Annotated in this window: 18 protein-coding genes and 2 tRNA genes; 7 read left to right on the top strand and 13 right to left on the bottom strand. The window is 43.6% G+C overall.

The genetic code is table 11. The features are described from left to right. Positions 1-40: 40 nt before the first annotated feature. Complete coding sequence (locus tag RCH20_RS07330; protein WP_327193108.1) at positions 41-1,348, bottom strand: ATP phosphoribosyltransferase regulatory subunit; 1,308 nt, start codon at positions 1,346-1,348, stop codon at positions 41-43. A gap of 527 nt (positions 1,349-1,875) precedes the next feature. On the opposite strand from RCH20_RS07330, the gene RCH20_RS07325 reads away from it, so the two are divergent. After that, positions 1,876-2,265 carry a DUF2237 family protein gene (locus RCH20_RS07325; protein WP_209958203.1) on the top strand — a complete coding sequence of 130 codons (390 nt, stop codon included), beginning with the start codon at positions 1,876-1,878 and terminating at the stop codon, positions 2,263-2,265. Positions 2,266-2,441: 176 nt separating this feature from the next. Continuing rightward, on the top strand, positions 2,442-3,653 hold the full coding sequence (gene corA, locus RCH20_RS07320; protein WP_327193107.1) for a magnesium/cobalt transporter CorA: 1,212 nt from the start codon (positions 2,442-2,444) through the stop codon (positions 3,651-3,653). 145 nt (positions 3,654-3,798) lie between these two features. Here corA and RCH20_RS07315 read toward each other — a convergent pair whose 3' ends face one another. The 6 genes from RCH20_RS07315 to msrB all read right to left on the bottom strand — a co-directional run bounded on the left by RCH20_RS07315 (position 3,799) and on the right by msrB (position 7,658). After that, the gene (locus tag RCH20_RS07315; RefSeq protein ID WP_327193106.1) at positions 3,799-4,440 is read right to left on the bottom strand and encodes a phosphate-starvation-inducible protein PsiE; all 642 of its coding nucleotides are present in this window, start codon (positions 4,438-4,440) and stop codon (positions 3,799-3,801) included. Next, positions 4,440-5,345 (bottom strand): bifunctional methylenetetrahydrofolate dehydrogenase/methenyltetrahydrofolate cyclohydrolase FolD, encoded by a 906-nt coding sequence (gene folD / locus RCH20_RS07310; protein WP_327193105.1) that lies wholly within the window; start codon positions 5,343-5,345, stop codon positions 4,440-4,442. The genes RCH20_RS07315 and folD overlap by 1 nt, the downstream gene beginning before the upstream one ends. 551 nt (positions 5,346-5,896) lie before the next feature. Beyond that, positions 5,897-5,973 (bottom strand) — tRNA-Asp (locus RCH20_RS07305). A 53-nt stretch (positions 5,974-6,026) separates the two neighbouring features. Continuing rightward, positions 6,027-6,102: transfer RNA gene (locus RCH20_RS07300), tRNA-Val, on the bottom strand. A gap of 416 nt (positions 6,103-6,518) precedes the next feature. Further along, complete coding sequence (locus RCH20_RS07295; RefSeq protein WP_209958209.1) at positions 6,519-7,013, bottom strand: glutathione peroxidase; 495 nt, start codon at positions 7,011-7,013, stop codon at positions 6,519-6,521. Positions 7,014-7,232: 219 nt separating this feature from the next. Then, a complete protein-coding gene (gene msrB, locus RCH20_RS07290) occupies positions 7,233-7,658 on the bottom strand; it encodes a peptide-methionine (R)-S-oxide reductase MsrB (RefSeq protein WP_209958211.1) in 426 nt (141 codons plus the stop codon). Between the two features lie 535 nt (positions 7,659-8,193). Here msrB and RCH20_RS07285 point away from each other — a divergent pair. After that, a complete protein-coding gene (locus tag RCH20_RS07285; protein WP_327193104.1) occupies positions 8,194-9,876 on the top strand; it encodes an aminotransferase class I/II-fold pyridoxal phosphate-dependent enzyme in 1,683 nt (560 codons plus the stop codon). A gap of 210 nt (positions 9,877-10,086) precedes the next feature. On the opposite strand, the gene RCH20_RS07280 is transcribed toward RCH20_RS07285, so the two are convergent. Further along, positions 10,087-11,694 (bottom strand): inorganic phosphate transporter, encoded by a 1,608-nt coding sequence (locus tag RCH20_RS07280; protein ID WP_327193103.1) that lies wholly within the window; start codon positions 11,692-11,694, stop codon positions 10,087-10,089. A 667-nt stretch (positions 11,695-12,361) separates the two neighbouring features. Further along, positions 12,362-14,071 carry an ATPase gene (locus RCH20_RS07275; protein WP_327193102.1) on the bottom strand — a complete coding sequence of 570 codons (1,710 nt, stop codon included), beginning with the start codon at positions 14,069-14,071 and terminating at the stop codon, positions 12,362-12,364. 376 nt (positions 14,072-14,447) lie between these two features. On the opposite strand from RCH20_RS07275, the gene RCH20_RS07270 reads away from it, so the two are divergent. From RCH20_RS07270 to RCH20_RS07255, 4 genes are all read left to right on the top strand, one after another. Beyond that, a complete protein-coding gene (locus tag RCH20_RS07270; protein ID WP_209958219.1) occupies positions 14,448-15,161 on the top strand; it encodes an FFLEELY motif protein in 714 nt (237 codons plus the stop codon). 357 nt (positions 15,162-15,518) lie between these two features. Beyond that, the gene (ubiE, locus tag RCH20_RS07265; RefSeq protein WP_327193135.1) at positions 15,519-16,382 is read left to right on the top strand and encodes a bifunctional demethylmenaquinone methyltransferase/2-methoxy-6-polyprenyl-1,4-benzoquinol methylase UbiE; all 864 of its coding nucleotides are present in this window, start codon (positions 15,519-15,521) and stop codon (positions 16,380-16,382) included. 100 nt (positions 16,383-16,482) lie between these two features. Next, positions 16,483-17,181, top strand: a complete 699-nt coding sequence (locus RCH20_RS07260; protein WP_209958221.1) for a ubiquinone biosynthesis accessory factor UbiJ — start codon at positions 16,483-16,485, stop codon at positions 17,179-17,181. 88 nt (positions 17,182-17,269) lie between these two features. Further along, complete coding sequence (locus tag RCH20_RS07255) at positions 17,270-18,931, top strand: ABC1 kinase family protein (RefSeq protein ID WP_209958223.1); 1,662 nt, start codon at positions 17,270-17,272, stop codon at positions 18,929-18,931. Between the two features lie 72 nt (positions 18,932-19,003). On the opposite strand, the gene ruvB is transcribed toward RCH20_RS07255, so the two are convergent. From ruvB to RCH20_RS07235, 4 genes are all read right to left on the bottom strand, one after another. Next, positions 19,004-19,984 carry a Holliday junction branch migration DNA helicase RuvB gene (ruvB, locus tag RCH20_RS07250; protein WP_327193101.1) on the bottom strand — a complete coding sequence of 327 codons (981 nt, stop codon included), beginning with the start codon at positions 19,982-19,984 and terminating at the stop codon, positions 19,004-19,006. A 204-nt stretch (positions 19,985-20,188) separates the two neighbouring features. Beyond that, complete coding sequence (gene ruvA / locus RCH20_RS07245) at positions 20,189-20,809, bottom strand: Holliday junction branch migration protein RuvA (RefSeq protein WP_209958228.1); 621 nt, start codon at positions 20,807-20,809, stop codon at positions 20,189-20,191. Positions 20,810-21,044: 235 nt separating this feature from the next. Beyond that, positions 21,045-22,082: a class II fructose-bisphosphate aldolase gene (gene fba / locus RCH20_RS07240; protein ID WP_209958230.1), complete on the bottom strand. Its 1,038-nt coding sequence runs from the start codon at positions 22,080-22,082 to the stop codon at positions 21,045-21,047. Positions 22,083-22,605: 523 nt separating this feature from the next. Beyond that, positions 22,606-23,010 carry a hypothetical protein gene (locus RCH20_RS07235; RefSeq protein ID WP_209958232.1) on the bottom strand — a complete coding sequence of 135 codons (405 nt, stop codon included), beginning with the start codon at positions 23,008-23,010 and terminating at the stop codon, positions 22,606-22,608. Positions 23,011-23,236 lie beyond the last annotated feature (226 nt).

Genomic DNA, 23,236 nt, shown 5'->3' with positions numbered 1-23,236 from the left:
AACTACTTATATAAGCAGCTTTTAACTAAATAACTTTTAACTAAACGGCTTTTAACTGCCACTGCTGATCAATAAGACTCAAACGATGTGTGAGATCTACAGGGCAATCGTGAACGTCTAGTGGCATGGTGACCTGATAGCCTTGCTGACGTAAGCTGGCAACCTGCTGCTGCAATGCTTGAGTTTGCGCATTGTCTGCACTATTGATGGCCTCATAATCGACCACTACCACTGTCGGCTGATCAAGGTGAACATGAGCCAGTAAACGGCTCACATCCATACTGAAGCCAGTCGCAGCGCGCGGCTGTTTGCTATAGCTTTGCAAGCCATCAAAGCGCCCACCACGTACTAACGGCTGAGTCTCGCTATTAATATAGCCATTAAACACAATACCCGTGTGATAGTGATAGCCTGAAAGCTCAGTGACATCGATGCTCACTTGACACTGCCACTGATCTTGCAAGTGTATTGTTAGACGTTGTAATTCATCGATAGCCTCGGCAATCAATAGGTCTTGCTGGGCGGTGTCTGACAGCTTAGTTAATAGCTGGGCCATATCATGACCAAAACGTGCTAACACATAAAAATCATTACCCATTGGCAATGCTTGGCAGACACTCTTTAGTTCTGGCAAATTCTTATTAGCATATAAATGCATCAACTGCTTAGTGTCATCATCTGACAGCTGGGCCAATACTGCTAGGCGTTTAAATATGGCCACATGACCTAAATCCACATGCAGCGCAGCGCTCATGTTTAAGCTATCTATCATTGCAAATAACACATCTATCAGTTCAATATCGGCGCTAAGTGAGGCGCAACCAAATATCTCGGCGCCCAACTGTAATGGCGTACGCGAGCCAAATAAACCTGATGGTAAGGTATGAATGACATCGCCAGCATAGCAATAACGCGCAATGCCCGTGCCACCATGATGCGAATCTATACGTAAAATCTGTGGGGTAATATCAGCACGCACGCCCATCAAGCGACCACTAAGCTGATCGATAATTTTAAAAGTTTGTCGCTTCAAATCTTCGGAGGCATTACTTAATAATGACTCAGTAAATTCAATCATTGGCGGGCAAACCAACTGATAACCATAAGTAATCAGCTGCTGAGTAAGTCGGTGACGTAGTACTTCTTGCTTTTGAGCATCGTCAAACAATACATCAACCACACCATCAGGGAGCAACCAACTATTGGCAACTTCGGCAGCAAAATTACTCAGATAAGGAAGACGATTGGGTACGGTACTATTATCAGCATACTCATTAGCCATAGCAGTAGCGGCTTTATGCGTAGCATTCGATGGGGCGGCGTTAGCGGAATCAGAACTGACAGACACAATAAATCCTTGTTTGGCGTATCGCTTACCAAAAAACGCAGTATTATAGGGTTATATTTATGATTAGATCACTACTAATGAGTACGTTATTTTTTTTAGCGCACAACACCACAGGCCTAATTATCATAAACAAACTAGGTAACACCCAGAGGGTGAGTAATAAATATTAATATAAGACTAGATTAAGACGATAAAACAACTGTATTAATGCGATAAATAATCAAGGCACTTCATATTCAAGTTTAGCATAGCAGCTAAGTTTCGCCTAGTCACAATTAGCGCTAATGTTTAACTGAATCGTTACTCACCATCAGCTCAATTGACTAACATTAGCACTATTTACTCACAGTGATTAACTGATTTTTGAACATTCATTAAAATATGTATTTGATAGTCATATAGCGTTTATAAGACAATTAGCAAACGGCGTAGCACTTATCTATAACGGTCACTACCGGTACTATTTGGACTACGTCTTCATCGCAAACTCATGTTACACTAACGCATAATTTTATCTTGGAAGCCTTATGTCATCTGACTACCATCCCAATCCCGCTATCAACCAAACCAACGTGCTAGGTACTGAACTGGCCAGCTGTTGCTTCGACCCTATCACTGGCTATTACCGTAACGGTTTTTGTCATACCGGTAACCACGATGTCGGCCAACACACTGTTTGTGTCAAAATGACCAGTGCATTTTTAAACTTTTCGGCCAGTAATGGTAACGATTTGATTACCCCACTTCCGGAATATAACTTTCCTGGCTTGAAGCCTGGCGACTATTGGTGTATCTGCGCCCTACGTTGGGTTGAAGCGCTAGACTTCGATATTGCACCGAACATAAAGTTAGAAGCCTGTCACGAAAGCTTATTATCGTTAGTCGATATTGAGACTTTGAAACGTTACGCCCTATAAAGTTGTGCACTGCAATAAAATATAGGTGGTGGTTTAAAAGCACTTATTAATGGCTTAACTTTTAGACAGTTATTTATATTGGACAGTCATTTATACTTAGTCATCGAAACAATGCTTGACTGTTTTTGTGGTGTTTACTTGTGATTATTTTTTATACTTAGCTTAAGGGAGGGTGTATGAATTACGATGACGACCAACTGGTCAAAACGACAGCTCGCATCACCCCTGAATCTAATGTCAACCACACCTATTCTGATAGGGATGATGATCGCTCCTACCTCGATTACGACAGTTATATCTACGGTGATGCCGACGCGACACCCGAAGATACTATTGAGACCATGACTGTTTATGACCCAGACTCTGAACGCTATGAAGACATTGATGTGTCAAGTGCCGATGAGATCGTCAACTGCTATGCCTATTCTCGTAAAACTGGAGAGCAGCTTGACCAATTAGCACTTAGCGATGTCAGTAAAGCGCTAACCAATAGTGGTCAGTTTATTTGGCTCGGTTTATACGACCCCAGTTTGCAAACTATCGCTAAAGTGCAAAGCGCATTTGATTTACATGAGTTAGCGATTGAAGATGCATTCGCTGATCATCAGCGCGCTAAAGTCGAAAACTATGACAACGATACGATATTCTTAGTCATACGTACTGCGAAACTTGAAGACAATATTATTCGTTACGGTACGACCGCGATATTTATGGGTAAAAACTACCTCATTACTATTCGTAATGGTCCGTCGAACTCCTACACGCCAGTGCGTGAACACTGTAACCGTCGCCCTGAGAAGCTGCGAATGGGACCGATTTTTGTCTTACACGCGATTCTTGACTTTATTGTCGATAACTATATGCCGGTTACCGATCGCTTAGGCAGCTACTTACGGGAGCAAGAACGCAATATTTTTACTTACGAGTTTAATAAAGAGACTCTAAAAAAGTTATATGAACTAAAGTCACAGCTGGTACATATGCGGGCGGTCATTTTACCAGTACAAGACATCTGTAGTTTTTTTATCAATCATCAAAAAAGTGACTTGGTCTCACCATTTTCTCATGCTGCCAAGCCTTACTTCCGTGACGTCAATGACCATTTATTGCACTCTTTAGATGCGATTAATGGACTTAATGAAATGCTCAGTGTGGTAATGAATACCTACTTAGCAATGGTTAATATGGGACAGAACGAAGTGGTACGTAAACTTGCCGCCTGGGCCGGTATCTTGGCGGTACCAACCGCCATAGCCGGTATTTATGGCATGAACTTTGACTTTATGCCTGAGCTACACTGGAAATTCTCTTACCTCGTCATTATGTTATTTATCGGCTCGTTATGTAGTTATTTATACTATAACTTTAAAAAACTGGGCTGGTTATAAGTGTCGATTAATTAATATAGGATTCAACTGACAGCCAAACAGCGCATAATTTCAGCACAAAAAAAGAGCTACCATTGTTAGCTCTTTTTTTGTGCATTTTTGGTGGTACCACTTCTTTATTGTGCCACATTACAAGCTTCAATCATCACTCACGACGATGTTTCGTACTATTATCAAGTGCCTCAGCGTTATCAGGAAGAAGCGGTTTGGTACGGTATTCTGCATGCTGACTGTCCAGATTGTCTTCTGTGTCCAGATTGTCTTCTGGACGACCAAACATTTTTGCTGTCCAAGTGAGCACTACAATAGAGACGCTCAATGCCATAATAGCCACAGAAATCGTTGCCAGCAACCACAGATGAAAGTAGTCTGATACCGCCTGCACATCAACAACCAAATGTCGTGACAAGGCCGTTATGGCAATAAATATCAAAAACTGTACCGGCAAACGATGAGTCTTGAAATAAATACCAATCATTGCTAGCAGTTCAAGATAAATGAATAACATTAGGATATCTTCTAAATCTGCTGAGCCTTTTTGGACAATCACGATAAACTCTTTGCCCGCGGTCCAGACCACCACCACACTAATCAAAAGTAAGATAATGTAATGGCATATATCGACAAACTCTCTGCCGATATGTTGTAGTCGCTCATGAATACCTACGTTTTTTTTAGCCATTTTAGAACCTGTCAACTTGGGCGTGGTCGGTTCAGCCTGAGACTCTGTCGCTTCAGGCTCCTGATTTTTATCTAATGGCAATTTCGGGTCGGATGAGTGACTCATTAGTCGATCATACTGACATCGAGACCGGCTGCTTTTTCAGCAGCAGTGACCGTTTGGCGGATAAGAGTATTGATCGTCATCGGCCCCACACCGCCCGGTACTGGGGTATAAGCGCTAGCAATATCTGACACACCGCGCATTTCAATATCACCCACGCCGCCGTTATCAGTCGGGTGAAAGCCCGCATCAATGACCACAGCACCAGTTTTAATCCAGTCCGCTTTAATCAGTTCAGGCACACCTACTGCGCCAACGATAATGTCAGCACGCTTCACATGAGCAGCCAAATCTTGAGTTCTTGAATGACATATAGTCACGCTACAGTTCGAATTTAATAACATCATCGCCATTGGCTTACCTAAGATGGGGCTACGGCCTACCACCACGGCTTCTTTACCCGCAAGCTCAATATTATAATGACCCAATAGATGCATAATGCCCTGTGGAGTACATGAGCCAAAGGCGGACTCTTGCATACTCATGCGCCCAAAGCCAAGGCAAGTCACCCCATCAACATCTTTTTTAGGATCAATTTTCTCAAAACAAGCGCGTTCATTAACATGATCAGGTACCGGATGCTGCAGCAGGATACCGTGCACATCAGGGTTGTCATTCAGCTCATTTATCTTAGCTATAAGCTGCTCTGTAGTCGTACTATGCGGCAGCTCTACCTTAATGGATTTCATGCCAACCCGCTTACAGGCATTGCCTTTCATACGAACATAAGTCGCAGAGGCCGGATCTTCACCGACTAATATGGTCGCTAAGATTGGTGTACGCCCCGTTTTGTCCTTAATAGCGTCCACTCGCGTGCGTAATTGCTGTTCTATTTGTGTAGCAAGTGCTTTGCCGTCCAAAACGGTGGCGGATCCTTCGGCAGTTGACGACTCTTTAGCAGTTGACATGATGACTCCAATAGAGGATAAGATAAAAAATAAAGACAGCGCGCAAACATCTTACATGGCTGTCTTATCCTTAATGAGCGGTTGATTAAGCATCGTATTGTACCTGCCTAAGCCCAAAAATCCTAGGATTCGCTATAACTTGATTGCTTGCTAAGACCTAACAAGGCAGAATAAAGCCAGTATACAACCACTACACTTAACCTTAGTTCTTGCTTGGCTCCAAAGTAATCGCAAATCCAATCAGTGCTTATGCAGCGATGTGTTATTCAGTTAACAGTGTATTAGGTTAGCTACTTTCTAGAGATGAGCTGTCGTTTCGTAACCATACTTTCTATAAATGCACTTTCCTAGATATGCTTTTATGAAGCCATATTACTGGCAGTAAGAGTCCGCAGTTAATGTCTAGTGTGTTAGTAACACGTCAAAAAACCAGTTATTGATCATTATTTTATAATAACCAACAGACACAAAAAAACCCCAAACAATCTAATGTCTGAGGCGAAACTTGCTTAAACTCAAAGTCTAAATTCGTTTTAACTTTTTACTAAATATGGCGCAGCGGACGGGACTCGAACCCGCGACCCCCGGCGTGACAGGCCGGTATTCTAACCAACTGAACTACCGCTGCTTAGGTCGTTTTTAGCGTCTTATCCTTATAATCAGGACCCACTCGCTAAAGAGTGGTGGGTGATGACGGGTTCGAACCGCCGACATTCTGCGTGTAAGGCAGACGCTCTACCAACTGAGCTAATCACCCTGAGAAGCGTTAAAAAATTGCATTGCAATTTTAGCTTCGCAAGTGAAATTCTTTAAATAGAATTTCTTAAAGCGTAAACTAACGAAGCACTGCTTCGTCCGAGCGCAAGAGAATTTACATTTTCGTAAATTCTAAAAACTCAGCACCTACATAACGTAGGTATTTATCCGCAAGTGAAATTCTTTAGATAGAATTTCTTAGAAGCTTTGCTATCTAAAGGTGTCACACTCTAGAATCATAAAACAACCTAGAACTGTTTAAAGCCCCTTGCTGTGGGTGTGTATTATATACACTTACACCTGCCTGTCAAATATTATTTGCCTTTTAACAGGCTATTTTTCGTATTGTTACTGACTATACTGACAAGCAGTTGTTTTCGTTAAGTTTATATTTTTGTAGATCATAGTGGATATTTACTATTTATCAGCTGCTGCTGCTAGTGCCTGTTCGATATCACCCTTCATAGATTCAGGTTTAGTCGTTGATGCATAACGATCTATGACCTGTCCATCACTACCGACTAAAAATTTGCTGAAATTCCATTTAATACCGTCCGTTATTACCCCACCTTTTTGTTCCTTTAGCCAATTGAATATTGGATGGGCATCACTACCATTAACGTCTATTTTTGCCATCATAGGAAAACTTACGCCATAATTCTTTTGGCAAAATTCGCCAATCTCGTCATTACTACCCGGATCTTGACCACCAAATTGGTTACAAGGAAAGCCAATGACTGTCACGCCTTGGTCTTTATACTCTTGGTGTAATGCTTCTAAGCCCTCAAACTGCGGGGTAAATCCACATTTGCTAGCGGTATTAACAATCAACAATACTTGACCTTGATAATCAGCAAATGCTTGCGATGTACCGTCCATACGTTCAGCTGTAAAATCGTAAATGCTACTCATAACTTATCCTTAGTTTATGATCTTCATCGTCTGATGAGGTGTTTTAAAAGCGTATTTAATTAGCGTTACTAGCCTAGATGATATTAATGCTAAGAGTTGGTAGAGAGATGTTATCAATCTCCCTACCAACTGCTGAATCACAATAGAAGCCGTCTCTACTTATTTACTTACTTAGTCACTCTTGCACTGACTTGTTATTGACGGGCTTTTATACTACCACTACTTTTCAGTTTTATCTAAATCTATAGAGACTGAGTTGATGCAATAGCGCATACCGGTGGTCTCTTGTGGGCCATCAGGGAAAACGTGACCTAGATGCGCACCGCAATTGCTACAGGTGACTTCGGTACGACGCATACCTAAAGAGTCGTCAACGTGCTCGTCGATAGCTTTGTTGTCGATACCTTGGTCAAAACTCGGCCAGCCACAACCGGCATCAAACTTGCTGCCAGCATCAAATAAGTTAGCGCCACAGCCTTTACAGCGATAGACACCCTCATCTTCAGTATCATTATAAACACCAGTAAATGGACGCTCTGTACCTTTCTCACGCATCACATGATATTCATCAGCACTCAGGCGCTGCTTCCAGTCCGCTTCGGTCAGTTGGGTAATCTCTTCTTTGCTAAGTTGGTTGTCTTGCATGATTGATCCTTATTTAATTATGTATTGTCTGATCTGCTATAACTTTTTTATCGTCATCATTAGTAATTTATGATAGCAATGCGCTCTATCTGTTGGTTTTTAACCAGTATTCAAGTGCTAGCGCCATCCTTTATTGTTGGCGTTGTATAGCGATATAGACAATTAAGATATAGCAATTGCTTTTGATTATGCAATAAATAGACGCTGATGTTTACCAAATCCACACGTGCCAGAATGAGTAGTAATATGGGCGGTAATATGAGTGCTAAGGCCCTGCTTAATAAGCAGTTAAGTACGACCATATAGTGGCAATAGTAAAGCTTATATGAGAATTAGGCAAAGCGGTACTGAGAGCAATGCTGTTAGAACACACAGTTTTAATGCAAGTTTTTCTTGCATTAAAAATTATTGTAAAATACTTGCATTTCGCTACTCAATGCAATAATATCTTGCATTAGGTAATCGAGTTAACTTATTCGTTCAACACCATACTTATTGCAAAATTATTATATTAGAAAAGAAGGCTTGGATAATTATGGATAATGACCAACGCAAACAAACACAAGCCGAACGCTTAGTAAAACTACGCCGTGATAAAGGCCTTACCGCTGAGCAGTTGGCACAGGCCATGACAGAGGCTGGCGCGAAGGTCAGCCGAGGTGCTATCTCTAACTGGGAACGGGGTATCAATGGTATCGTCTCCTCAAAGCTGCCTACTCTTGCGCGCATATTGGGCTGCACTGAAGGCTATCTGTTACGCGGTGATCTTCATAATGACCTTGGTTATACTCTTGACGCTAATGCTAATACTAATACTGGTTTGAACACGCCTAACAGTGCAGAAAGTGACAACCTCACTCATGTCGTGCCAGCAGACACCCCTCTTAAGAACAAAAATCAGCCGCAAGCCAGTACTTTGGCAATAGCAGCTGACAACCGTAAAAACTCACAAAACAATACTATGGATAGTAACTCTATGAGTGCATTAAAAAAATCTGATAAATTACAGAACGTCTGCTATGACATCCGTGGTCCACTATTACAAACGGCCAATAAGATGGAAGCGGAGGGTCAGAAAATTTTAAAGCTCAATGTGGGCAACCCAGCTCCTTTTGGCTTTGAGGCACCACATGAGATTCTCCGTGATGTCGCTATGAACTTGCCTGAGGCCACCGGTTACTCAGACTCGCAAGGGATCTTTGCAGCGCGTAAAGCCGTGTTGCAATATTATCAAGCAAAAGGGCTACTGTCGGCAGTCGACGTACGTGACGTGTATTTGGGTAACGGCGTTTCTGAGCTGATTGTAATGACTATGCAAGCGCTAATGAATGATGGTGATGAAGTATTAATTCCCATGCCAGATTACCCGCTATGGACAGCAGCAGCTAACCTTGCGGGTGGTACAGCAGTGCATTATCGCTGTAATGAAGAAGACAATTGGCATCCTGACATCGAAGATATCAAGTCAAAAATTACCAGTAAAACCAAAGGTATTGTGGTCATCAATCCCAATAACCCCACAGGCGCGCTATACTCTGATGACATTCTCAAGCAAATTATCGAAGTGGCTATAGAGCATGACTTAATCATCATGGCTGATGAGATCTATGATCGGGTGTTATATGACGATATGGTTCATACCCCCATCAGTACCTTGACTGATGAGGTGCTGGTCTTATCCTATAACGGTCTATCAAAGTCGCACCGTATTGCTGGGTTCCGTGCCGGCTGGCTGATGGTATCGGGTAGAACACATCACGCTACCGACTTTATTGAAGGCTTAAATATGCTGGCCTCCATGCGCCTGTGTTCTAACGTACCCGGACAATATGCGATCCAAACGGCGATGGGTGGCTATCAAAGCATGAAAGACTTGACCTCAAAGAAGGGCCGTCTCTATAAGCAGCGTGAATTGGCTATCTCACGGCTGAATGCGATTCCAGGCATCTCTTGTACCATGCCCCAAGGTGCCTTCTATTGCTTTCCAAAAATGGACCCTAGCGTTTACCCTATCCAAGATGACATGCAGTTTATGATGGAATTATTACTCGAAGAAAAGGTCCTCATGGTGCAAGGTACCGGCTTTAACTGGAATGTGCCTGATCATTTCCGCGTGGTGTTCTTACCTAACTTACATGAGTTAGAAGATGCCATGGATCGCTTGGATCGCTTCTTTGCGAAAAAACGCCTGCAATTTGGTACGAACTCAGCTGCTTAGTCCGGATTCAGCTGTTTGGTAAGGGCTAAGTAATCGTTATTGAGGTCGAGATCTAACTCTAAACCTTATTAGCTTGTCCATAAAAAACGCTTATTGGTAATATACCAATAAGCGTTTTTTATGCTTTGTTCTGACCAGTGATGCTGTGCAGTGGCAACAATTTATAGTGACCAAAAAAGTCACTACACTTTTAGCGAGCTACAAAGCCCGTTAGAAAATTTGTTTTAAAATTATATAGCTAACGGCGGACAACGAGGCTGCGACCGGTAAGGTGATTATCCATGCCAGCCCAATAGGCTTCATCAAGGCCCAATTGGTATCTCTATTAACGATACCAATGCCTAAAACGGCACCAACTAAGGTATGGGTACTTGATACCGGTAGACCCATGGTTGATGCGCCCATTACCACGGCAGCTGCTGCTAATTCGGCTGAAAAACCAGACGCTGGGTGCATCTTGGCCAAGTTAGTACCGACCGTCTGAATGACTTCTTTACCAATGAACCAAAGACCAACGATCAGCGCCACACCAAAGGTCAACATCACCGCTGGTGGTACCGCTGCCTGAGTCGCAATGGTATTGGTACGAATAACATCCATGATCGCAGCAAAAGGACCGACTGCGTTGGCAATATCATTCGAGCCATGACTGAACGCAAACGCTGATGCGGTAAATACTTGCATCCAGCTGAACATAATAAAAGTCGCTTTGGTAAGATCTTCTTTATGCTTACCGCGGATACTTTTGGTATAGATAAAGGTGGCAAGCCAAACCAGCGCACCCACCATGCCCATGAATAAGAAGCCATGCAAGGTCGTGAGATTACTATTGACGTTTTTGAGGCCTTTAAAGACCACTAACGAAGTCATGACCACCCCGCCCATAGCGGCAATAATAGGTACCCATTTTTTTAGTGCTTTTAAAGTATCGAGACCATTACGCTCATGTTCAATCTCATAAAGGTTTTTATAATAGTCGGTTTCTAAATCTTCAAGCGTACAATCATCATCTTTATAGATGTCCTGATCGCGCAGCATCGCTGAGGTATACGATAGTTGCAGAGACTCTGACAAGCCATCGAAGAATTCTTTATGGTCTTTCTTTAAAGTTCTCTTGTCTATTTTTAATTCAGCAATATGGGCTTCGGTCTTGTCATTATAGTCAATAATGTTTTTCTTAATTTGTCCATAAAGTAAGTAGGCCAACACACCACCTAATAGTGGCGATAATACCCACGACATGGCAATTTGACCAATAGTTCCCCAGTTAACTGTCGATAATGCAGTCTCGGCACCACCCAAATCAAAACCTAAAACAATAGAACTACCGATTACACCACCGATGATGGCATGCGTTGTAGACACGGGTAAGCCTTTACGAGTGGCAAATAGTAGCCAAAATGCCGCCGCAATCAATGCAGAAAGCATCACATAAATAAATTGGTTGGGTGAGACCGCTAAACCGTCTAAGTCAACGATACCTTTGCGAATGGTATCAGTCACTTCACCACCGGCCAGCACTGCTCCTGACACTTCAAATATTGCCGCTATCACTAGTGCTTGGGGAATGGTCAAGGTTCCGGCACCTACTGAGGTACCAAAGGAGTTGGCGACGTCATTACCACCAATATTGAAGGCCATGAAAATACCAAACGCGGTGGCCATGACAAATAGCAGCGTTTGCTGATGCATGGTGTAATCAAGACCCCACCATAAGAAATAGCTGGTCATTGCAATCAGTAAAATGGCAAAAAATAGATTCATTTTCATAGTGCCAACTTGTTCGGTCGGCTCTGTAGAACTACTGCTAATACCCATAGGTTAATACGCCCTGCGTAAGCTTATTAAAAATTATGCGATTGATAACGTGGCTATTACCGGTACTATGTCGAGTATCTGACGACAAGACCATCTAAGCCGTATGATTTTTTCTAGCAATAATATGTTGAAATATGATATTAAAATACGATATTGAACTGAGCTTTTAAATTAAAAATTTGATTCTGATTCTATTTGAATGCAAGATAATACAGCCAGTACGGCAAGCGACATGTCATTAAGCCGCAAATCAAATGACCAAATCTTATGATTCAATCATCTTGCGGCTTAAATATTCTTGCGGCTGAAATATAGTATTATTGTGGCTTAAATATATAGTATGTGATGCTTTCAATCATGACGGGGTCATTTATAATCGCTAAAAGCTGGGACTTAATACCATTAACGATTGCCCGCTGTTATCACGCGCCTATTATATGAAATAAATGAACATAATGCATGATGATACTGCGAAATTTGTAACCGTAGCGGTATGGTTTTAATATTGCCCTAACAGTACACTGTTAGTTAGGCTTGATAAAAGAATAGTGCGCCTGATGGTGCGCCTGTTTGGCATCCGCCCTATTATGGTTATTTGTAGTGAATTGTCAAAGACAATCGTATCAATGATTGGTATTTAACGGTTCTGTAGTTAACCATTAAAGAATTATATTTTGGAAACTGCTGCTAACTGCTTAATAGCATGGTCTAGAACGTCTAGGCGTGCCTGACGCTTATCATTAGTCGCCACCACGCACCATGGCGCTGCTTTGGTGTCGGTACGCGCCAACATATCAGCAGCAGATTGCACATAGTCTGACCACTTGTCACGATTGCGCCAGTCATCATCGGTGAGTTTAAACTGCTTGTGCGGGGTATCATGACGGTCTTCAAAGCGCTCTAGTTGCTGTTGTTTGTCAATAGCCAGCCAGTACTTAATCACTAGGGTTCCGGCTGCTGTCAGATCTGCCTCAAAACGATTAATTTCATCGTAAGCGCGCTGCCATTCATAGTCATCCGCTAGCTGCTCAATGCGCTCAACCAAGACCCTGCCATACCAGGTGCGATCAAAGATGGCGATGCGACTAGGGCGATCGGCTTGCTCGTTGGGCAGCCGTGTCCAAAAGCGCCAGAGATACGAATGTTGACGCTCATAAAGCATGGGCGCACCAATATTATGAACCTGATATTCACGTGGATCGAGCGGTGCAACCAGCCTTTTGATGGCGCCGCCTTTGCCCGCAGCGTCCATACCTTCAAACGCAAAGACCACGTGGCGACCATCACGATTGCGTAATAATTTAGCCAATTTAGCCTGTTTAATGTCTAATTGCTCGTGATAGTCTGATTTATTCAGATCAGGATCATCGATATTTTTTAAAGTTTTGGGTATCTTGACAGGCTCAAATCTTGATAACTTTTGAGTCCTTGGTCCTGGTTTCAGCTTATCGTCTGACTGTATATCACTGTCATTATACGCAGTAGTATCAGGCGCCGGCAGGCTGCTACTACTTAATAGCGCGGTTTGCATCGCCTGCAGCACTGCATGACAAAAACGGGTCGCAGCTTGTGACTTATCACCGCCATCAATAATGATCCAGTCATCTTGTTGCTGTAACAAGCTAGTAGCGACTTGATTGAATCGCTCTAAAACCTCAGCCTTATGCCAGTCAATCTGATATAAAAATTGTGGATCTGCCTTCTCTTCACTTAAACGTTCTTGCAAGGTCTCAACCTCAACATGAAACCAACATTTTAGTAGTTTGGTTTGATTGGCATCGAGATCACGTTCAAACGTTTGTAGTTCAATGAGTTGTTGTTGCAAATAGTCTTGCCACTCAGCAACAGGTAACGCTTGCCACTCATCCGTTGGCTTATCTTTAGACTTTTTACTCAACTTTCTATTCGTATCTTCATTTTCACTACTAGTTGCCATGTGCATGACGTTATGTATCAAATCGGCATACCAATTACCAAAATAAACCATAACGTCGCCGTGACGCGGCATGGCCTTGGTATGTGCTTGCCAGAGTGGTTGGTAAGCCAACGGCGGATAACCAATGGTGGCCTCAACCTTTAGGAGGCGCGGATCCACCCATTGCCGCAGTTGCTTGACTGCGATACCCTTGCCGGCCTGCTCCATACCATTGACCAGCACCAATAAGCCAGTCGGTTTATTGCTGGTTGGCGGCGACTGTTGGCGCGTTGCTTGTAGGGCATATTGCGCCGTCACCAGCGCTAGCTTGAGCGTGTCTTTATCCATTGAAAACTGGCTTAAAGGGTTAGGTATTAAGCGCTGATTAACTACCTGCTCGCTAAATTGTGCACTTACCGCTTGTGGCGCTGCTTGTTCGGTAGTATTATTTTTTTTAGGCATATCTAGACTCGCTATGTTGTCATCAAATGATATGGTTATTGAACACCCTAATCGAATACCCTGATCGAATCGCTTAATCACTTAATAATAGCACTCACTTGGTGAGTAAATAGTGCCGCTATGTAGCAGTTTGGCATTTGTATTGTGATTTATTTTCTTTTAAAGTGGTCACTATAATAGTGGTATGCGTTACTGGTTAAGCTTACCAACAGTTTTATATTATTATTGGCTATTTTTATACTATTACAGGTTATATTGTTACTATTACTTTTTAGATCATCACCAGCTATGTAACTGGCTTAATAAGCCTGATTTTAAGACTAACGCTCTCAAAACCCAATGTTACCCACCGTTTATTTACACAGGATTCAACATCATGGCCGCTTTATCAGAGCTGCAACAGCATTTAACGCGTTATTGGGCGCTACCTTATCACGAAGACGCTAAGCTAAGGGACATTCTCAATGGCGTGCAAACATGGCAACGGGCACGTATTCAACGTACCCATAGTGCGCTGTTTGAGCAGCCAAAAAACCAAGCTATGGCGAGTTACTTTCTCACTCAACTATATGGTGGTGAAGAGTTTAAGCAATTGGCTGAGCAGCTAGCCCGTATTCTCCCTAAAGCAAAAAAGCTTGAGCGTCTCGCCAAAGAGTCAGCATTAGAAACGGGCAGTATGGCCATTCAGGCGTCTATTTTAGCGATTGAATTGGATTTGCATTTGGCTGAGTGGTTGGTTGCTCACGATTTGTCAGTGGATGAAGAAAATATACTAATGGCTTATCGCACGGTTGATGAGTCGAGTGCGCGGCGCATCCAGATTAATAACCTCAAAGACGTCTGTTATCGTACCGATAAGTATCTCAACTCGTTTATGCTAAAAAAGGCTTTCGCTTTAGCCAAAGGTACCGCCTATCGTCATAACTATCAGCCACTATATGACTTTATTAATGCCGGCTTCATTGCTATGAAACCGCTGGATAGCGTCAGCGAATTTATCGATTCTTTTTGCGAGCGTGAGCTGATGATTATTGACCAAGTACACGCGTCGGATAATGACGGCAAGACAGCCGCGTTTGGTGTATCATAACCTTATAATTTTAGTCTGACGACCATACAAAACAAGCAAACGGATGAACTAATGACTGACACTACAAATAACCATCTAAACGATAACTTAGACAGTACCCTAGATAATAACTTGGACAGTAACTTGAATAACAACTCAAATAAAAGTAGCGACCACGCTCCTCGCTACCCCAGCAGCAATGGTAATATCCAAGATAAATTGATTAGAGATAGTATTGCTCATAAGCAAAATATTACTGCCAAAGTACTAGCACGTCAAACCCCTGCGTTTAATGCGGTAGCAGAAAATGATAGTGGTGCTGACTTTACTCAAGTTCAGGATCTACCAACTGGAACACCGCAAGGCCAACAAACCAGTATGCCAAGTGGCAGTAGTAATCCGAACAACACTAGTAACCCGCAAACGCAAGCTACTAGCGCACAAAAAGCCTTTCATCAACGTGATGATATTAATAATCCGCATACAGCAGACACTGATGGCGAAGAAGAAACCCACTTTGGCTATAAAACCGTTAACAAGGCTGAGAAACAAGCCCGTGTGGCCGATGTCTTTACCTCAGTGGCCAAAAAATACGACATTATGAATGACTTGATGTCTTTTGGTATTCACCGTTTATGGAAGCGTTATGCCATCAGCTTATCTGGCGTTCGTGCCGGCCAGCACGTGCTTGATATTGCTGGCGGTACCGGTGATTTAGCCAAGGTATTTAGCCGTGAAGTGGGTCGCAACGGTAAAGTGGTGCTCTCTGATATCAATGCGGCCATGTTAGAAGTTGGCCGTGAACGCTTGATTAACGCGGGCTGTAATAACGTTGACTTCGTATTAGCCAATGCCGAAACCCTAGCACCATTCGACGACAATAGCTTTGACTTGTTGACCATTAGCTTTGGCCTACGCAATGTCACGGATAAAGAGGCCGCATTGCGCGCGATGTATCGTGTGCTCAAACCAGGTGGTCGTTTATTAATCCTAGAGTTCTCAAAACCTATTTTTGAGCCGTTATCCAAGGCCTATGATTTATACTCGTTCACAGCCCTACCGATAATGGGTAAACTGGTTGCTAACGATTCAGAAAGCTATAAATATTTAGCCGAGTCCATTCGCATGCACCCTGATCAGCAGACTTTAAAGCAAATGATGACGCAAGCAGGATTTGAGAGCTGTGACTATCATAATCTGACCGCTGGAATTGTGGCCGTACATCGTGGCTTTAAAGCGTAACGTTGAAATATAGGCAGATAGTGCAAGATTGTCATAAACAACAGACCCTAATTGCATGTGTGCCCCATTTCCACATGCTTAAATAATATGCGAGTATTTTATGCTGACTGTATTACTTTTGGCCGGTGCCGAAAAGCTAATTAATATTGCCATTGCTAGTGATGAAATCACTCAAGCGGGCCTTGCCCCGCTGGCTGGCAAAGTGCTACGACTGAATATAGTCATGCCGGAGATTCACATCGATGTTTTATTCAATCACGAACGTCTGCGTTTTGAGCCGGTGACTACTGACGGTGTGTTTGAACCAAACGGTAGCACTTTAGATGAACGCCAACGAGCAGGTTTTGATAACAGTCGTATAGGTCATAGTAGCCCTGACTGCATCATCACTGTCGACAATCCAGCCCAATTACTCAATCTAATGCGCGGCGCGGAAGGTAATTTGCCGATTGCGGGTGATTATAAAGTACTCATGCAGTTAAAACAGTTAATAGCTGGTTTTGACCCTGACATTGCTGGACAGCTTGAGCCCCTGATTGGCAGACCACTGGCCGGCCAATTACAGCTCCTTATCTCACAGCTCAAAGGCAGTTTTCGCCACAGCGCCAAACGTGCCTTTGATGATGTGAGTGACTGGGCGAATGACGTGTCAGGAAATAGTGTGCCTGATCCGGCTGAAAAAGCGCAAGCAAATGATTTGAAGCAACAAATATTACAACTGCGCGCTGACGTTGAACGCGAAGAGGCCAGACTGGCTGCCATTAAGGCGGAACAAGCGCGTTTAAGACATCAACAATAGCCATAACCCACCCTCTTATTCGCGTATTTATCTAGAATATCTATACAGATTAACGATATAAAATAACCACTTAGAGTGTCTATCGCCTATGCTACTATCTCATCGCGCCCGTCTACTTGAGCTTTGGCGCATTGCCGCCAGCTACCGCATTGACACTCACTTTTCCGTTGAAGACGCGCCGCAGCTACAACCGCTTGCGCGCTTAATTCGTCTACACCCAGCAGCTTGGGGTAAAAAGCATCAGCCAAACGCGATTAAATATGCCTTAGAAGACATGGGCACCTTGTTTTTAAAGCTCGGGCAACTGCTCTCTACCCGTCGTGACCTGGTATCGCCTGAAATCATCACCCAGTTGATTCAGCTACAAGATAAAGTCAAACCCTTCGATGTTGATATTGCCATCACTCAAATTCAAGATTCTAAGCATGGCCTTGGTCAGTCTATTGACACTTTATTTGCCCGTTTTGACGTAAAGCCGTTAGCGGCAGCCTCGATTGCGCAAGTGCATACCGCCGCCCTAAACGATGGTCGTGAAGTGGTGGTAAAAGTCGTCCGTCCTGATATTCGCACTACCATTGTTGCAGACTTTGAGCTACTACGTGAACTGGCCAATTGGGTGTCAGCACGGGTAGAAGCGGCGCGCGCGATACATATCATTGCCATTGTCGAAGACTATCGGCAAGTAATGCTTAATGAGTTGGATTTAACGCTTGAGGCAGAAAACACCACGCAGATGCGTAATAACTTCTTGGGTTCAGGCTTAATGTACGTCCCTGAAGTCTATGACGCTGCCAAAAATGTCATGGTGATGGAGCGTATTCAGGGCGTCCCAATTTCACAAACACAGATCTTTGACCAACTCGGTTATGATCGCGCTATTTTAGCCGAAAAAGGCTTAACCATATTTTTTACCCAAGTCTTTCGTGATAATTTCTTTCATGCCGATATGCATCCGGGCAATGTGTTCGTAGAGACTCCGCCAGTCACAGCAAACACCGCTGACATGGTGGCTGTTGATTTGGGACGTGAGCCACGCTACATCGGTCTTGATTGCGCCATTATGGGCACCTTATCAAAGGATGATCAGCTGATTGTAGCGCGGATGCTACTGGCAGTAATGAATAATAACTTTACCGCTGTGGTTGATATCGTCAGCCGCGCGGGCTGGATACCGCCCAATAGTAATAAGCATGCCTTGATGCGTGATATGAGCCGTACCGTTGGCCCTATGCTAAAGAAATCCATTAATGAGATAGACTTTGCCGGTGTGTTAATGCAAATTTTAGATATTGCTCGCCGTCATCATATGAGCATTCCACCGCAACTAATGCTGCTGCTCAAGACTTTGGTGCATGTCGAGGGACTGGGACGCGACCTATATCCCGATCTAGATATTTGGTCATTAGCCAAACCGATTTTAAGCAGTTGGATTAAAGAACAGCTGGATCCGATGCGTAATTTACAACAGCTACGCGCGCAGCTGCCGGAGATTTTATTGTCCGCGACCGATATTCCAAAGCTACTGGATCAAAGCTTGCAGAGCCTAGCCTCTCAAGGCTCACGCCAAGACAGTCAACTGCGTGAGATACAACAGATACGCGCTGATATGCTCAATGACCGACGCCGTGACTGGATAGCGCTAGCAGGATTTGGACTGTTCATTGCCATTGCCACCCAAGTGGTCGGTTGGCTCTCGCCAGTCTTTTATATTTTAGCACTACTGATGGTAGTTTGGCGTATTTTGGGGTAATGAAAGCGGCTTAAAATGACTTGGTTTGTGAGAGCTGTTTGTATCCACATCTATAAATTAAGATGAACATTCTCACATCTGATCAATAGCCATCTGTGTCAACACCCGTCCACGCGCAGTACGCAGCACATAGCCTTGTTGTATAAGATAAGGTTCAATCACGTCCTCGAGCGTGCCACGATCTTCAGCCATGGCTGCTGCTACCGCCTCTACTCCGGCAGGACCACCATCAAAGCGTTCGTGCAAGATTTCAATATAACGCCGATCTAAATGGTCAAGACCACGCCGATCGACCGCTAGCATATCAAGAGCACTACCAGCAATATCGCTGTTGATCCGACCATCACCTCTTACTTGAGCATAATCACGCACACGGCGTAATAAGCGATTGGCAATCCTTGGGGTACCACGCGCCCGGCGAGCAATCTCGACCGCGCCATCCTCGCTCATCGTCACCCGCATCAGACGCGCAGCGCGGCTGACAATAGTAGTCAAATCAGCTATATTATAAAATTCAAGACGCTGAACAATACCAAAACGATCTCGTAATGGCGAGGTTAATAATCCTGCTCGCGTGGTTGCTGCCACTAAGGTAAATGGTGGCAGATCAAGCTTGATGGAGCGAGCCGCCGGCCCTTCACCAATCATAATATCCAGCTGAAAATCTTCCATCGCAGGATAGAGTATCTCTTCGATTACTGGGCTTAGACGGTGAATTTCATCGATAAAAAGGATATCGCCCGCTTCCAAGTTGGTCAACATCGCGGCCAAGTCGCCTGCACGCTCTAGTACCGGTCCAGACGTAGAGCGTAGATTGCCGCCCATCTCGCGAGCGATAATATTGGCAAGGGTGGTCTTACCTAAGCCAGGAGGACCAAAGATAAGGGTATGATCCAGCGCTTCATCGCGCGCACGTGCCGCCTCGATAAAGACTTCCATTTGCTCGCGCACGACCGGCTGACCAATATACTCAGCTAGAGATGAGGGACGAATGTTGGCATCAGGAGCGTCACTTGCCCCTTCCAAAGGATTAATCAAGCGATCTTGTGTCATATATTTTATCGCTATAGTCAATGAAAAGTAATATCGATACATAACATACTGCTAGGTATAAGTTTTTCTTGCTTGCTGTGCCTACGCAGACAGAGGCTGCAAAAAGCGTATACCAGCAGTACCGTCGCGTTTTTAAGGTATTTTAACTATATATTAAAGGCAGAGACAATATACAGCAAAGCTTATAAAAATTGCAGGACTTGCTTAAAAGCCAGAGAGCTGTTGAAGGGTGGCCTTTAATAGTCCCTGCGTGTCTTCAAAAACAGTCCCATTATTCTTGGCAGCTTTAATCGCTTGCTGGGCTTCTTTTTCTTTATAGCCCAAGCTAATTAGCGCGCCTTCTACTTCAGCAATAATACTGCTTTCGTGAGAAACCGGCGCTGATTGGGTAGCAAACTCCAAATTACTGTCATCGACTTCAATATTTTTGAGCTTGTCTTTTAGCTCAATTAATAAACGCTGAGCGGTTTTTTTGCCGATACCCGGAATACGCATTAACGCCGTTTCCGAATCTTGCTCAACATGCATCTTTAACTCTGCAGCCGACATAGCCGACAGCATAGCCAGCGCCATTTTAGCGCCGACCCCATTGATCTTGATCAACTGTCGAAAGACGTCACGCTCTTTACGATCGATAAAGCCAAACAGCAGCTGCGCGTCTTCGCGGACATGTAAATGAGTCCAAATTCTCGCGGGCTCATCCACGCGTAACTGGCAAAACGAAGGCAATGGCAGCTCAACATCATAACCTACTCCAGAGGTGGTCATGATACAGGCAGTAGGTGCCATCAAATATTGCACCTGTCCAGTGATCAGTCCTATCATAATCATCACCTATCATAAATAATAAAATGAGCTGCTATAGTTGCTTCAGAATAAAAAATAGACGTCTGTAACAGCGTGCTACTGCTGCAAATCTTCTTACCTGCTGTTCGCAAGCGTGTCTCGAGACTACAAAAAATTTATACCAGTAACACTGTAACATTTTGAGATTCGATTCACTGTATTACGATAATCTACAGAGCTTCATGAACCAACTCAAGAGGTTCGCTACGTTAACTTACTGATAAAAATCAACCATGCTTTCGAGACTAATTGGGCGAATTTTATGTGCTTGACCCGCAGAGCCGAACGCTTCAAAACGATTGGTACAGATGTCGGACATTGCCACCATTGAGGCTTTGAAGTACTTACGAGGATCAAAGTTGCTGGGGTTGTGCGCTAAATGCTGACGAATAGCAGCTGTTGACGCTAGACGTAGATCAGTATCGATGTTCACTTTGCGGACACCATGCTTAATCGCTTCCACGATTTGCTCAACTGGCACACCGTAAGTTTCGCCAATATCACCACCATATTCATTAATAATTTTTAGCCATTCTTGTGGCACTGACGAAGAGCCATGCATGACTAGGTGAGTATTTGGAATACGCGCATGAATCTCTTTTACCCGCTCGATAGATAAAATGTCGCCTGTTGGTGGACGGGTAAACTTATAGGCACCATGACTGGTACCAATAGCTATGGCTAAGGCATCAACGTTGGTATCTTTGACAAACTGTTCTGCTTCGTCTGCACTGGTTAATAACTGCTCATGACCGAGCACGCCTTCTGCGCCAGAACCGTCTTCTTCGCCAGCCAAGCCAGTTTCCAGACTACCCAAACAACCAATCTCGCCTTCTACCGACACGCCGCAAGCATGCGAAAACTTAACCACTTCGCGAGTCACACTAGCATTGTAGTCATAATCCATTGGGGTTTTACCGTCTTCACCGAGTGAACCATCCATCATCACTGATGAAAAACCTAACTGGATTGAACGCTGGCAGACCGCAGGTGACATGCCATGGTCTTGATGCATCACTACCGGAATATGTGGCCATTCTTCAATAGCGGCGCTGATTAAGTGACGTAAAAAAGCCGACCCCGCATAACCGCGTGCGCCCGCGCTGGCTTGGACTATCACTGGTGAATCACAAGCATCGGCTGCCATCATGATCGCTCGCATCTGCTCTAGGTTATTGACGTTAAAAGCAGGAACACCGTAGCTGTGCTCAGCGGCATGATCTAAAAGTTGACGTAAAGAAATTAAGGCCATAACACGCTCTCTAGTTGAGTTTTAAAAATAATTTTTGCACACAGGGTTTGCTAATGACTGTCTAAAAACACTGTTTAAAAATAGTTTTACGACTATAAGTCCATAAAAGATGCCATGATCTTTGATAGTCGTCAGTACGCGGTGATTATAACAAAACTACCTACTCTTCGCAGCTGTTACGGGGCTATTTATCTGTCTGAATCGTTCTCCATCACTTATAAGAGCTTCCATATAGTCAGTTCACAATAATCAGTTCAGAATAAAAGCCCAAGCCTGTTACCTTATCCTATAATAATTACAATATAAAACACAAAAAAGCCTTGGTAATCACCAAGGCTCTTTAGATATTTTGTACGCTAATAAAATTATTACTAGGATAGTTAATAAACACTACGTGGTTTAATAAATGTTAGTGTCTACGACATATCACTATTAATTATTTTCTTAATACCACTAAAGTTACTATTTAAAACCAGTTACTATTTAAAACCAGTAAATTTTTGGAATTAGTAACTTTTTAGAATTAGTACTGTTGATCTGCAGGTACTTTTTCTTCTGCGTTGTTCGCTACATCAGTGGCACCCTCAGCAACAGAGTTAGCACCATTAGCGACGGCTTCAGCGGTATTGGCAACTGCAGTGTTAGCACCATCGGCAATTGCGTCGCCAGTGTTTGCAACTGCACCAGTAGCAGCCGCGCCAGCAGTTTGGGCACCATCAGCAAGCTCAGTACCAGCATCTTGTGCTGCAGCTTCAGCTTCAGCAGTAGCGGCTGCAGTGTTGGCGGCAATATCATCACCAGCTGACTCAGCAGTATCTACAGCTTCTGCGGCGGTGGCTTCTGCTTGTTCTTCAGTTTGTTGGCTGCATGCAGTGACTGCGAAGGTACCAGCAAGCACGCTAGCAAGTAACAAATGACGTTTTAACATAATAAACCTCTAGTAAATAATGCATGTCAAAATACATGGTGGCGCTATTTTATAGAGTGCAAATAAGACATGCAATAACAGTTTTTAGTATATTAACAAATAATAACGACTTGATAATAGTCGTTATATATTAGCTTTTGGATTGATAAGCTAGCTTTCTAACTATAACCCTATCACCCTATAAGCGCTAACTATTCACCATGGTAGAGCTTTACAGCCTAACTTA

Source organism: Psychrobacter sp. PL15, from assembly GCF_035984995.1.
Lineage (GTDB): Bacteria > Pseudomonadota > Gammaproteobacteria > Pseudomonadales > Moraxellaceae > Psychrobacter.
The sequence above is the reverse complement of the archived record's forward strand: the minus strand, read 5'-3'. Positions and strand labels throughout refer to the sequence as shown.

Bases quoted from the DNA above. Each gene is read 5' to 3' on its own strand.
- RCH20_RS07325 (WP_209958203.1), top strand. From the start codon at position 1,876: ATGTCATCTGACTACCATCCCAATCCCGCTATCAACCAAACCAACGTG.
- corA (WP_327193107.1), top strand. From the start codon at position 2,442: ATGAATTACGATGACGACCAACTGGTCAAAACGACAGCTCGCATCACC.
- RCH20_RS07315 (WP_327193106.1), bottom strand. From the start codon at position 4,440: ATGAGTCACTCATCCGACCCGAAATTGCCATTAGATAAAAATCAGGAG.
- folD (WP_327193105.1), bottom strand. From the start codon at position 5,345: ATGTCAACTGCTAAAGAGTCGTCAACTGCCGAAGGATCCGCCACCGTT.
- RCH20_RS07295 (WP_209958209.1), bottom strand. From the start codon at position 7,013: ATGAGTAGCATTTACGATTTTACAGCTGAACGTATGGACGGTACATCG.
- msrB (WP_209958211.1), bottom strand. From the start codon at position 7,658: ATGCAAGACAACCAACTTAGCAAAGAAGAGATTACCCAACTGACCGAA.
- RCH20_RS07285 (WP_327193104.1), top strand. From the start codon at position 8,194: ATGGATAATGACCAACGCAAACAAACACAAGCCGAACGCTTAGTAAAA.
- RCH20_RS07280 (WP_327193103.1), bottom strand. From the start codon at position 11,694: ATGGGTATTAGCAGTAGTTCTACAGAGCCGACCGAACAAGTTGGCACT.
- RCH20_RS07275 (WP_327193102.1), bottom strand. From the start codon at position 14,071: ATGCCTAAAAAAAATAATACTACCGAACAAGCAGCGCCACAAGCGGTA.
- RCH20_RS07270 (WP_209958219.1), top strand. From the start codon at position 14,448: ATGGCCGCTTTATCAGAGCTGCAACAGCATTTAACGCGTTATTGGGCG.
- ubiE (WP_327193135.1), top strand. From the start codon at position 15,519: ATGCCAAGTGGCAGTAGTAATCCGAACAACACTAGTAACCCGCAAACG.
- RCH20_RS07260 (WP_209958221.1), top strand. From the start codon at position 16,483: ATGCTGACTGTATTACTTTTGGCCGGTGCCGAAAAGCTAATTAATATT.
- RCH20_RS07255 (WP_209958223.1), top strand. From the start codon at position 17,270: ATGCTACTATCTCATCGCGCCCGTCTACTTGAGCTTTGGCGCATTGCC.
- ruvB (WP_327193101.1), bottom strand. From the start codon at position 19,984: ATGACACAAGATCGCTTGATTAATCCTTTGGAAGGGGCAAGTGACGCT.
- ruvA (WP_209958228.1), bottom strand. From the start codon at position 20,809: ATGATAGGACTGATCACTGGACAGGTGCAATATTTGATGGCACCTACT.
- fba (WP_209958230.1), bottom strand. From the start codon at position 22,082: ATGGCCTTAATTTCTTTACGTCAACTTTTAGATCATGCCGCTGAGCAC.
- RCH20_RS07235 (WP_209958232.1), bottom strand. From the start codon at position 23,010: ATGTTAAAACGTCATTTGTTACTTGCTAGCGTGCTTGCTGGTACCTTC.